This window comes from Rhodococcus sp. P4_F5 (assembly GCF_056401315.1).
This window is the reverse complement of the sequence record NZ_JBFUJP010000066.1, coordinates 16,173-27,753: the sequence shown is the minus strand read 5'-3', so window position 1 is coordinate 27,753 and position 11,581 is coordinate 16,173. Positions and strand designations below refer to the sequence as shown.

Here is an 11,581-nt window from a genome sequence, read left to right as displayed (position 1 = left end):
CCCGTCGACCGCGCACGAGCGGCAGAGCTGTGTACGTCAGGCGTTGACGGCGGTGGCCATCTCGTCGGTGCCCAGTTCGAGGACGCGGTTCGTCCAGTCCCAGACCTCACGGAAGAGCGTCTCGTTGTCCGACAGCTTGACGCCGAGCGAGGGCACCATCTGCTTGAGCTTCGGCTCCCAGGAGGCGAACTTGTCGCCGAAGCAGCGCTGCAGCACGTCGATCATCGCGGGGACCGCGGTCGAGGCGCCCGGGGACGCGCCGAGCAGGCCGGCGATGGAGCCGTCGCCGGCGGTGACGACTGCGGTGCCGAACTCGAGGACGCCGCCCTTGCCCTTGCGGCGGATCACCTGCACGCGCTGGCCGGCGGTGATCAGCTCCCAGTCCTTGCCCTGCGCCTCGGGGACGAACTCGCCGAGCGTGCCGATCCGGTCCTCCGGCGACTGCAGCAGCTCAGAGATCAGGTACTTGGTCAGGCCCAACTCGGTCAGACCCACGCCGAGCATCGAGAACAGGTTGTTCGGCTTGATCGACCCGGGCAGGTCGGTGAGCCGGCCCTGCTTGAGGAACTTCGGCGACCAGCCGGCGTAGGGTCCGAACAGCAGTCCCGGCTTGCCGTTGATCACCCGGGTGTCGAGGTGCGGAACCGACATCGGCGGGGCGCCGACCGCGGCCTTGCCGTACACCTTCGCCCGGTGCTGGTCGATCAGCTCCGGGTTGGTGCAGCGCAGGAACGCACCGCTGACCGGGAACCCGCCGAAGCCCTTGGCCTCGGCGATGCCGGACTTCTGCAGCAGGTGCAGGGCGCCGCCGCCGGCGCCGACGAAGACGAACTTGGCGTTGACGGTCTTGCTCGCGCGGGTGCGACGGTTGTGCACCTTGAGCGTCCAGCTGCCGTCGGACTGCTTCGAGATCCCCGTCACCTCGTGCCCGAAGTGGACGGTGCCACCGGAGGACGCGACGTGGTTGAGCAGCTGCTTGGTGAGCGCGCCGAAGTCGACGTCGGTGCCACCGTCGGACCAGTTCAGCGCGACCGGCTCCGAGAAGTCGCGGCCCTTGGCCATCAGCGGCAGGCGACGGGCGAACTCGTCGGGGCTCTCGGTGTACTCCATGCCCGCGAACAGCGGGTTCCCGGCGAGCGCGTCGTAGCGCTTGCGCAGGTACTTCACGTTGTCCGCGCCGTGCACGAAGCTCACGTGCGGGACCGGGTTGACGAACTCCCGTGCCTCGGTGAGCACACCGTTCTCGAGCGCGTGCGCCCAGAACTGCCGCGAGACCTGGAACTGCTCGTTGACGTTGATCGCCTTGGCGATGTCGACGGAGCCGTCCTTGTTCTCGGGCGTGTAGTTGAGCTCGCACAGTGCGGAGTGCCCGGTGCCCGCGTTGTTCCACGGGTCGCTGCTCTCCGCGGCCGCGGCGTCGAGCCGCTCGAACACACTGATGGACCAGTCCGGCTGCAGCTGTCGCAGGAGCGCCCCGAGGGTGGCACTCATGATGCCCGCACCTACGAGCACTACGTCGGTCTTGGTCTCTACCGCATTATTGTCTGACACTGGAAAATCGACTTCCTTGTCCATTGGCAGTGGGCAGTCGCGCCGACTGCAGCCGATAGGTTACCCGCGCATAAGTACGCCGATGACCCCACCCAATTGTGCGCCACTGCGGACCGGATACCAGCCCACTAACATTGTGATCTGTGACTACATGGGCTCCGGACGTCCTCGGCGACGCCTACCAGCAATGCAGCATCCCCCTCGGGAACGATCCGGACGGCGAGGGCACGGTCGAGGCCACCCTGGTCCGGTACCACCCCCCACAAGGCCCTTCCGCGGCGGAACACGGCCGCGCGGTTCTGTACGTCCACGGATTCACCGACTACTTCTTCCAGGAACACCTGGCAGAGCACTTCCACGAGCAAGGATACGCGTTCTTCGCGCTCGACCTGCGCAAGTGCGGCCGTTCACTTCGCCCCGGACAGACCCCACATTTTGTGACCGACCTCACGTCCTACGACCTGGAACTCGACCGGGCGCTGGAGATCGTGCGGGCCGAGGTCGGCGGCGACGCGGACGCCGCCGGCGGGACCGGCGAGGGCTCCGTCCTGCTCGTGGCGCACTCGACCGGCGGCCTGATCGTGCCGCTGTGGATGGACCGGGTGCGGGCCCGGCCCGCGGGCGTGGCGGGTGCCGGGGTGACCGGCATGGTCCTCAACAGCCCCTGGTTCGACCTGCAGGGCCCCTCCTACCTGCGCAGCGTCGGGACGGTCGCGGTCGACGCGATCGGCCGGGTCCGGGACAAGCTCACTGTCGGCCAGCCACTCTCGGACGTCTACGGCCGCAGCCTGCACCGCGACTCGAGTGGCGAGTGGGACTACAACCTGGAGTGGAAGCCGCTCAGCGGATTCCCGGTGACCTTCGGCTGGCTGCGCGCGATCCGGGCCGGGCACGCCCGCCTGCACCGCGGCCTGGACGTCGGTGTGCCCTCACTCATCCTGCGGTCCAAGGAATCCCACGTCTCGCGCAAGTACACGGACAAGTCCGACGCGGCGGACCTGGTGCTCGACGTGACGCAGATCGCCCGGTGGGCGGGGTGTCTGGGCGACCGGACCACCATCGTTCCGATCGAGGGCGCACGGCACGACGTCTTCCTGTCCACCGAGGCGCCGCGCAAGCAGGCCTTCACCGAACTGGACCAGTGGCTCGACTGGCTGAACGGACACCTGCGATGACCCACTACGACCTCGCGATCATCGGATCCGGCTCCGGCAACACCATCCTCGACGACCGGTTCGCGGACCTGCAGGTGGCGATCCTCGAGGACGGCGTCTTCGGCGGCACCTGCCTGAACGTCGGGTGCATCCCCACCAAGATGTTCGTCTACGCCGCGGACGTCGCGCGGACCGTCGAGCACGCCGGCCGGTACGGCGTGGACGCGCACGTGGACAAGGTGCGCTGGCCGGACATCGTGGCCCGGGTGTTCGACCGGATCGACCCGATCTCGGCGGGCGGCATGCGCTACCGGCGGGACGAGAGCCCCAGCACCACCGTGTACTCCGGCCACGCCCGGTTCGTCGGACCGCGCCGGATCGACACCGGGACCGGCGAGGTGATCACCGCCGACCAGGTCGTGATCGCCGCCGGGTCGCGGCCGATCATCCCCGCCGAGGTGCGCGACAGCGGCGTCCGGTACTACACCAACGACGACATCATGCGGCTGCCGGAGCTGCCCGAACACCTGGTGATCCTGGGTTCCGGCTTCATCGGTGCCGAGTTCGCGCACGTCTTCTCCGCGCTGGGCAGCCGGGTGTCGATCATCGGCCGCGGCGACCGTCTGCTCCGCCACCTCGACCGCGACATCTCCGACCGGTTCACCGAGCTGGCCCACGCCAAGTGGGACGTGCGCCTCGGGCACCCGGTCGCGTCGGTGCGCGGCGACGGCGACTCCGTGGAGATCGAGCTGGCGGACGGCAGCCGGGTCGCCGGCGACGCCCTGCTCGTCGCGGTGGGCCGCGCCCCGAACGGGGACCGGCTCGGCGCCGACACGGCGGGCATCGACGTCGACGAGACCGGCCGCGTGGTGGTCGACCGGTACCAGCGCACCACCGCCGAGGGGGTGTTCGCGCTCGGCGACGTGTCCTCGCCCTACCAGCTCAAGCACGTCGCCAACCACGAGGCGCGGGTGGTGCGGGAGAACCTGCTGCGCGGCGCGTGGGCCGAGGACGCCGACCTGGTCGAGACCGATCACCGGTTCGTGCCGGCCGCGGTGTTCACCGACCCGYAGATCGCGGACGTCGGGCTCACCGAGGAGCAGGCCCGCGAGCAGGGCCTCGACATCTCGGTGAAGGTGCAGAGCTACTCGGACGTCGCGTACGGCTGGGCGATGGAGGACACCGAGGGACTGTGCAAGGTGATCGCCGAGCGCGGCACCGGACGGCTGCTCGGCGCGCACATCATCGGCGCGCAGGCGTCGACGGTGATCCAGCCGCTGATCCAGGCGATGTCGTTCGGCCTCAGCGCCCAGGACATGGCCCGCGGCCAGTACTGGATCCACCCGGCGCTGGCCGAGGTCGTCGAGAACGCCCTCCTCGGCCTGTAGGCGGCTCCGCCGCCGGTGCGTGGGTTTGGTAGCTCCGACTACCAAACCCACGCACGGGCGCGTCAGCGCCGGTGGGCCAACGCCCGCACGACGCCGTCGCCGATGGACTGCAGGATCTGCACCAGCACGATGAGCACCACCACCGCGACCAGCAGCACCGGCGTGTTGAACCGCTGGTAGCCGTAGACGATCGCGAAGTCGCCGAGCCCGCCGCCGCCGATGACGCCGGCCATCGCCGAGTACCCGACGAGCAGCACCACGGTCAGGGTCGCGCCCGCCACCAGCGACGAAACCGACTCCGGCAGCAGCACTTTGCGCACGATCTGACCGTTGGTCGCCCCCATCGCCTGCGCCGCCTCGACGCGGCCGACGGGGACCTCGCGCAGCGACGACTCGACCACGCGCGCGTAGAACGGGATCGCGCCGATCGTCAGCGGCACGATCGCCGCGGTCGGTCCGATCGCGGTGCCGACGACCAGCCGGGTGACGCCGATCAGGGCGATCATCAGGATCAGGAACGGCAGCGACCGGAAGATGTTGACGATCGCGCCGAGCACGCCGTTGACGGCGCGCTGCGGCCACAGCCCACTCGGCGAGGTCACGTGCAGCACCACGCCGAGCAGGATCCCCCCGATCACGGTGAGCAGGAACGAGATCGACACCATGTAGAGGGTCTCCTGCGTCGCCTCCCACACCTCGGGCAGCGAGTCGAACCAGGTCAGCTTGTTCATGCGGTTGCTCCCTGCGTCACTGCGTCGATCGTTTCCGGTCCCTCGCCCCAGGCCAGGGTGGTACCCGGCTGGGCGTCCACGAACGCGGCGACGTCCGCCCGGTTCACGTCGGGGCCGAAGCGCAGACGCAGCCGGCCGACGGTGACGCCGGCGACCTGTTCCACGCGACCCCCGACCACCGAGATGTCGACGTCGAGCTTGCGCACGAGCTGGGCAAGCCACGGCCCGTGCGCCTCGTCACCGATCGTCGTGACCAGCGCCGTGTCCGCGCCGTCCCCCGCGGACGGATCGTCCCCGACCGGGACGATCGCCGACCCCAGGACCGAGCCGGGCGTACCGACCAGGTCGAGGATCCGGCCGGTCTCGGCGATCCGGCCGTCGTCGAGCCGGGCGGCGGACGTGCAGATGCGGCGCAGCACCCCCAGCTCGTGGGTGATGAGCACGACGGTGACGCCGATCCTGCGGTTCAGCTCGGCCAGCAGGTCCAGCACCTGGTCGGTGGTGTCGGGGTCGAGGGCGCTGGTCGCCTCGTCGCACAGCAGCACGTCCGGCTCCGACGCGAGGGCGCGGGCGATGCCGACCCGCTGCTGCTGGCCGCCGGAGAGCTGCGAGGGGAAGGCCTTCTCCTTCCCCGCCAGCCCGACCAGCTCGATCAGCTCGTCGGCGCGGGCCCGGCGCTGCGTGCGGCCCAGTCCGGCCAGCTCCAGCGGGAACTCGATGTTCGCCCGCACCGTCCGCGAGTGCAGCAGGTTGAACTGCTGGAACACGGTGCCGATGCGGCGACGCGCCTGCCGTTGGCCGGCGCCGGTCAGCTGCGAGACGTCGTCGCCGCGGAGCACGATGCGCCCGCTGGTCGGGCTCTCGAGCAGGTTCAGGCACCGCAGCAGCGTCGACTTGCCCGCACCCGACGGCCCGACGATGCCGAAGATCTCGCCCTCGGCGATCTCGAGGTCGATGCCGCGCAGGGCCGAGACCTCCCCCGCGCCTGCGGCGGCGGGGTAGGTCTTGACCAGGTTCTCGACGACGATCATCAGTTGGCCGCGTGAACCGGGACGACGGAACCGTGGTAGTTCTCCTGGATCCAGGCGGCGGTCTCCGGGGAGACGAGTGCGGCGGCGAGGGCCTTGACGCCCGGGTCGTTCTCCGTCGCGGCGCGAACGACGAGCAGGTTCGCGAACGGGTTGTTCTCGACGTTCTCGGAGAGCAGCGCGTCGTCGGCCGGGACCAGGCCGGCCTCGATCGCGTAGTTCGAGTTGATGACGGCCGCGGTGATCTGCGGGTCGCCGAGGTTGCGGGCGATCTGGGAGCGCTCGATCTCGACGAACTTCAGGTTCTTCGGGTTGGCCTTGATGTTCTTCTGCGTGACGACGGACAGGTCGGCGTCGGCGAACGGCACGTCCATCTCGATCAGCTTGGCCGACTCGAGCAGGTACAGGCCGCGCGCGAAGTTGGTGGTGTCCTTGGGCAGGGCGATGGTCGACCCGTCGGCGATCTGGTCGACGGCGGTGACCTTCTCGGAGTACAGGCCCATCGGCTCGAGGTGCACGTCGGCGACGGAGACGAGGTCGTCGACGCCCTTCTGCTTCTGCCAGTCGGCGAGGTACGGGGCGTGCTGGAAGTAGTTGGCCTGCACGTCGCCGGCGACGAGCAGTTCGTTGGGGTCGATCTCGCCGGTGACGGGCTTGATGTCGAGCTTGACGTCGCCGAGGGCGCCGGAGTCGGCGATGTGCTCGAGGATCTCGACGTGCGGCGTGCTCGACGCGGAGATCACCAGCTTCTCCCCGTCACCGCCCGAGGAGCAGGCGGCGAGTCCGACGGTGAGCAGGGCGGCGGCGGAGAGAACAGCGGTGCGGCGCAAGAACATTGGGAGATACCTTCCGGTGGGGTCGAGAGGGTCAGCCGCGCAGGGCGGGCAGGTCGAGCAGGTCGCGGTGGTACCGCTCGGTGACGTTCGGATGCGCGCGCAGGCGCGACTTGAGGGCGTTGAGTCCGTAACGGGCGTGCAGGGTGCCGCCGTGCTGGTCGGGTCCGACGCCGGCGGCCTCGGCCGCGAGTTCGGGCGACAGCGACACCGTCGGCAGGGCGTGGTCGTAGCCGGGGTTGAGGAAGAACGGCAGCGAGACCCGGTCGGTGCCGGCGGCCGGCGGCAGCACCCGGTGCACGGTGGCCTTGAGGTAACCGCCGGTGGCCACCTCGAGCAGCTCGCCGATGTTGACGAGCAGATGTCCGGGGATCGGTGCGACGTCGAGCCAGCCGTCGTCCGTTTCCACCTGGAAACCGGCGCTGCCGGGCTCCGGGTACAGCAGGGTCAGCGCCCCGACATCCTTGTGGCTGCCGACGCCCTGGTCGGTGACCGAGCCGTCGTGGCCCGGGTAGCGGGCGATCTTCAGCAGCGGATCGGGGTCGGCGAACGCGGCGTCGAAGAAGTCGGCGGGCGCGCCGAGCGAGACCGCCCATCCGCTGATCAGCCGGAGCCCCGCGGACTGCGCCTGGGCCGACCACTCGAGCGCCAGGTCGCGCAGCCGCGGGACCCGGGCCGGCCACAGGTTGGGCCCGTGCAGCACGTCCCACGGGCGGGCCGGGTCGATCGGCTCCACCGCGGCACGCTCGGGCCCGATGTCGAGCTGCTCGCGCCAGTCGATGTAGCCCTGGGTGCGCTCGCCGCCGACGCGGGTGTAACCGCGGAAGTGCGGCGAGTTGCTGTTCTCGATCTCGAGTTTGTCGGCCTCGGGCAGCGCGAAGAACTCACGGGCAGCGGCGATCAGGTCGTCGGTGAGCTGCTGGTCGATGCCGTGACCGGTCAGGTAGAAGAATCCGATCTCGTGCGTGACCTCACGGAGAGCGTCGACGTCGAGGTTCTCCAGATCGATGATCGGGAGTGAGCGGGCGGACATGGAACGGGTCCTTTCCCCACGGGGCACCGGCGGGCTACTGGCGCTGCGACGTGTGGGTGCCCGGTGGGAGGATTCGCACTTCGGGAACGGGACGGCCTTGGATGTGCCGTCGCGCGGGGTCTCGTCTCAGCGCTGACGCATGCAACAACAACCACGCATGTGCATCGTGGTGGCGGTTGCTGCGGGGCCGCGCATCGAGGTCCCTTCCGGACGAGTTCGTTACCGCCGCTAAGACTCGGCGTTGCTGAACGTTAACGCGTCGGCGGCCACGAGTTCAAATCATGCGGGCACGCGAAGCGCCGAGCGGCGAGACAGGTGCGACGAGCGGTCAGAGCTGCCCGGACAGACGCTCGAGCCGGCCCAGTCCGGCGCCCCCGAGGCCGACGATCCGGACGGACTTCCCCCGCGCCTCGTACTTCTCGCGCACCGCGTCGAGCGTGGCCACGGTCGACGCGTCCCACACCTCGGCGTCGGTGAGGTCGATGACCACCGCCTCGGGGTCGGCGTCGTAGTCGAACCGGTGGACCAGGTCGTTGCTCGACGCCCAGAACAGTTGTCCCGTAACCCGGTAAACCCGCTCGACCCCTCCGTCCCGGTCGCGGTCGGCGGCGGCGACCGAGGCCATGTGGGCGACCCGACGCGCGAACGCCACCGTCGCCGTCAGCACACCGAGGACGACACCGACGGCAAGGTTCTCGGTGGCGAGGGTGCCGACGACCGTCACCACCATCACCAAGGTTTCGCTGCGCGGCATCAGCCGCAGGGTGCGCGGCGCGATGCTGCGCCAGTCGAAGGTGGTCACCGCGATCACCAGCATCACCGCGACCAGCGCGGCCATCGGGATCGCGCCGACCACGTCGCCGACCGTCACACACAGGACCAGCAGGAACGCCCCGGCGAGGAACGTGGAGATGCGGGTGCGCGCCTGGCCCTCCTTCACGTTGACCATGGTCTGCCCGATCATCGCGCAGCCGCCCATGCCGCCGAACAGTGCGCCGGCCATGTTCGCGACGCCCTGGCCCCAGGACTCGCGGGTCTTGTCCGACGGGGTGTCGGTGATGTCGTCGACGAGCTTCGCGGTCAGCAGCGACTCGAGCAGACCCACCAGGGCGAGACCGAGTGCGAACGGCGCGACGATCGTGAGGGTCTCCCACGTCCAGGGGACATCCGGGATCATCCAGGTGGGCAGCCCCGACGGCAGCTCGCCCTGGTCGGCGACGTCGGGCACGTCCAGGTGGAACAGGGCGACGACCCCGGTGAGCACCACGATCGCGATCAGTGGGGCCGGGACCGCCCGCGTCAGCTTCGGGACGAACACGACCATCGCGAGACCCGCGGCGACGAGGGGGTACACCAGCCACGGCACATCGAACAGGTGCCTCAACTGGGCGCCGAAGATGAGGATCGCGAGCGCGTTGACGAAGCCGATCATCACCGACCGCGGGATGAACCGCACCAGCCGCGCGACCCCAGCCAGCGCGAGGACGATCTGCAACCCGCCGGCCAACCACACCGCGGCGATCAGGTAGTCGATGCCGTGCGACGCCACGAGCGGCGCCACCACCAGCGCCGTGGCGCCGGCCGCGGCCGAGACCATCGCGGGGCGGCCGCCGACGAACGCGATCGTCATCGCCATGATGCACGACGTGTACAGCGCCACCTTGGGGTCGACGCCCGCGATGACCGCGAACGAGATCACCTCGGGGATCAGGGCAAGTGCCGTCACCAGGCCCGCCAGGGCCTCCGTGGTCAGCCGGCGGGGGGATCGCAGGGCCGAGCGGACCGACGTTTCGTCGGAGGCGGCGGGGACGGTGTCGAGCACCGGCAGAGTCTAGTGCGCTGCTTGCGGCGGGACCCGAAGCGGGAGTCGTCGATCAACACCCGTGCAGCGCCTCACCACATGCTGGTGCGCAGCGAGATCTCTGCGGCGAACGCGGCGGCCGCGGCGCGCGGCACCGACTCGACGCCGTCGAGTTCGACGACCCGGAAGTCGGAGTAGCAGCGTCGGCCGCTGGCGTCGGCGTCGGGCCGGGCCTCGGGCCCGCCGATCACCAGCGTGGACGGGACCTCCACCGCCGGACAGTCGGCGCCGGCCACCGCGGGGTGCGGACTGTCGGCGACGACGAGGCTCTTGAACCGGCCGAAGGTGCGGGCGGCGGCCTGCCAGGCGAGCGCAGCGCCTTCCCTGTTGCCGGCGAGGTTGACGTACTTCAGGCCTAACGCGTCGAGGAGGGCGAGCACCCCCGCCACGTCGAGGCCGTCGATCGTGTCGGGCACCACGGTGCGCAGGTCGGAGCCGTGCAACCGCTCGCAGACGGCGTCGAACACCGAAGCGTCCTCGCCGGCGCCGGGCAGCAGCACCACCACGTGGGCACTCTCGGGACCGTCCATGCGCACGGTGTAGACGACCTCGCCGACCGACACTTCCGTCAACTCCATGGCAACGGACGGTACACGCCGCCGCGCCCCGGTCGGGAAAACCGTGCGCGAAGGGTTGCGCCCCCCGCCGCGCCGGTTCTATGGTTCATTACATGAGTAATGAACCAGCGAGCCGGCGACGGTGGGGATTCCGGTGATCGACGACGGCAGGCCGCTCTTCCAGCAGATCGCCGAGTTGGTCGAGAACTCGATCATCGACGGATCCCTGCCGGAGGACGGCCAGGCCCCCTCGACCAACGAGCTCGCCGCGTTCCACCGGATCAACCCGGCGACCGCCGCCAAGGGCCTCGGCCAGCTGGTCACCGAGGGAATCCTCTACAAGAAACGAGGCATCGGCATGTTCGTCACGCCAGGCGCGCGCGACGCGCTCCGGTTTCGGCGACGCGAGCACTTCGCGCGCCAGTACATCGAGCCGCTCGTCGCCGAGGCCGACAAGCTCGGCATGACGATCCCCGAGCTCAAGACCATGCTCGACCAGTGGGAGGAGACCCGATGAACCGCACCGCCCTCGCCGAGCAACCGGTCGTCACCGTGCGCGAGGTCGGCATGCGCTACGGCGACGTCGACGCGCTCGACGGCGTCACCCTCACCCTCGAACGCGACAAGATCTACGGCCTGCTCGGCCGCAACGGCGCGGGCAAGACCACGCTGATGCAGACCCTCACCGGCCAGGCGCTGCAGACCACCGGACGGGTGGAGGTGTTCGGCGAGACGCCGTTCGAGAACCCCCGGGTGCTGCGCAACCTCTGCTTCGTCCGGGAGAGCCAGTCCTACCCGGAGGACCTGTGCGTGCGGCACGTCCTCACCGCCGCGCGGCACCTGCTGCCCGGCTGGGACCGCGACTTCGCCGACCAACTCCTCGACGACTTCCAACTTCCCCTGGGCCGCAAGGTCAAGAAGCTCTCCCGCGGCATGCGCTCGGCACTCGGGGTGGTCATCGGCCTCGCATCCCGCGCCCCGCTCACACTCTTCGACGAGCCCTACCTCGGCCTCGATGCCGTTGCCCGACAGCTCTTCTACGACCGGTTGCTCGCCGACTATGCCGAGCAGCCGCGCACCGTCGTGCTGTCCACCCACCTCATCGACGAGGTCGCCAACCTGCTCGAGCACGTCATCGTCATCGACCGGGGCCGGATCATCATGGACGACGACGCCGACGCGTTGCGCCACCGCGCCGTCGTCGCCACCGGCCCGGCCGCCGCCGTGGACGCATTCAGCGCGGGTGCCACCGTGCTGCACCGCGAGTCGCTCGGCGAGCAGGCCCGCGCGACCGTGCGCCGCACCGCGTCCGGCGCCGAGGTCGCCCGACTCCGCGAGGACGGCGTCACGCTCGAACCCGCGTCGCTGCAGGAACTCGTCATCCGGAGCACCACCGCCACGAAGGAGCCGACCCGGTGATCACCGACTCCCCCACCGCCACCGCC

The 11,581-nt window shown here is 70.0% G+C and carries 11 protein-coding genes; 4 read left to right on the top strand and 7 right to left on the bottom strand.

Translation table 11 applies throughout. The annotated features are described in order from the left end of the window. Nucleotides 1–36: 36 nt before the first annotated feature. Nucleotides 37–1,575 (bottom strand): malate dehydrogenase (quinone), encoded by a 1,539-nt coding sequence (gene mqo / locus AC1DU4_RS20945; RefSeq protein ID WP_477843086.1) that lies wholly within the window; start codon nucleotides 1,573–1,575, stop codon nucleotides 37–39. A 119-nt stretch (nucleotides 1,576–1,694) separates the two neighbouring features. On the opposite strand from mqo, the gene AC1DU4_RS20940 reads away from it, so the two are divergent. Both AC1DU4_RS20940 and mtr read left to right on the top strand, forming a co-directional pair. After that, nucleotides 1,695–2,726 (top strand): alpha/beta hydrolase, encoded by a 1,032-nt coding sequence (locus AC1DU4_RS20940; protein WP_477843084.1) that lies wholly within the window; start codon nucleotides 1,695–1,697, stop codon nucleotides 2,724–2,726. Continuing rightward, a complete protein-coding gene (gene mtr, locus AC1DU4_RS20935; RefSeq protein ID WP_477843082.1) occupies nucleotides 2,723–4,093 on the top strand; it encodes a mycothione reductase in 1,371 nt (456 codons plus the stop codon). Before AC1DU4_RS20940 ends, mtr begins: the two co-directional genes overlap by 4 nt. Before the next feature lie 62 nt (nucleotides 4,094–4,155). Here the strand turns inward: mtr and AC1DU4_RS20930 are convergent, their stop codons facing one another. The 6 genes from AC1DU4_RS20930 to AC1DU4_RS20905 all read right to left on the bottom strand — a co-directional run bounded on the left by AC1DU4_RS20930 (nucleotide 4,156) and on the right by AC1DU4_RS20905 (nucleotide 10,157). Beyond that, nucleotides 4,156–4,824 carry a methionine ABC transporter permease gene (locus AC1DU4_RS20930; protein WP_072846354.1) on the bottom strand — a complete coding sequence of 223 codons (669 nt, stop codon included), beginning with the start codon at nucleotides 4,822–4,824 and terminating at the stop codon, nucleotides 4,156–4,158. Next, complete coding sequence (locus AC1DU4_RS20925; protein ID WP_477843080.1) at nucleotides 4,821–5,855, bottom strand: methionine ABC transporter ATP-binding protein; 1,035 nt, start codon at nucleotides 5,853–5,855, stop codon at nucleotides 4,821–4,823. Before AC1DU4_RS20925 ends, AC1DU4_RS20930 begins: the two co-directional genes overlap by 4 nt. After that, nucleotides 5,855–6,688: a MetQ/NlpA family ABC transporter substrate-binding protein gene (locus tag AC1DU4_RS20920; protein ID WP_477843078.1), complete on the bottom strand. Its 834-nt coding sequence runs from the start codon at nucleotides 6,686–6,688 to the stop codon at nucleotides 5,855–5,857. The genes AC1DU4_RS20925 and AC1DU4_RS20920 overlap by 1 nt, the downstream gene beginning before the upstream one ends. Before the next feature lie 31 nt (nucleotides 6,689–6,719). Continuing rightward, entirely contained in the window at nucleotides 6,720–7,718 is a 999-nt protein-coding gene (locus AC1DU4_RS20915) for an isopenicillin N synthase family dioxygenase (protein WP_477843076.1), read from the bottom strand. A 328-nt stretch (nucleotides 7,719–8,046) separates the two neighbouring features. Then, nucleotides 8,047–9,540, bottom strand: coding sequence for a SulP family inorganic anion transporter (locus tag AC1DU4_RS20910; RefSeq protein ID WP_477843074.1), 1,494 nt, complete (start codon nucleotides 9,538–9,540; stop codon nucleotides 8,047–8,049). A gap of 71 nt (nucleotides 9,541–9,611) precedes the next feature. Next, the gene (locus AC1DU4_RS20905) at nucleotides 9,612–10,157 is read right to left on the bottom strand and encodes an alpha/beta fold hydrolase (RefSeq protein WP_072846349.1); all 546 of its coding nucleotides are present in this window, start codon (nucleotides 10,155–10,157) and stop codon (nucleotides 9,612–9,614) included. A gap of 133 nt (nucleotides 10,158–10,290) precedes the next feature. Here AC1DU4_RS20905 and AC1DU4_RS20900 point away from each other — a divergent pair, with 133 nt between their 5' ends. Further along, nucleotides 10,291–10,653 carry a GntR family transcriptional regulator gene (locus tag AC1DU4_RS20900; protein ID WP_072846386.1) on the top strand — a complete coding sequence of 121 codons (363 nt, stop codon included), beginning with the start codon at nucleotides 10,291–10,293 and terminating at the stop codon, nucleotides 10,651–10,653. Beyond that, nucleotides 10,650–11,555: an ABC transporter ATP-binding protein gene (locus AC1DU4_RS20895; RefSeq protein ID WP_477843072.1), complete on the top strand. Its 906-nt coding sequence runs from the start codon at nucleotides 10,650–10,652 to the stop codon at nucleotides 11,553–11,555. The genes AC1DU4_RS20900 and AC1DU4_RS20895 overlap by 4 nt, the downstream gene beginning before the upstream one ends. Nucleotides 11,556–11,581 lie beyond the last annotated feature (26 nt).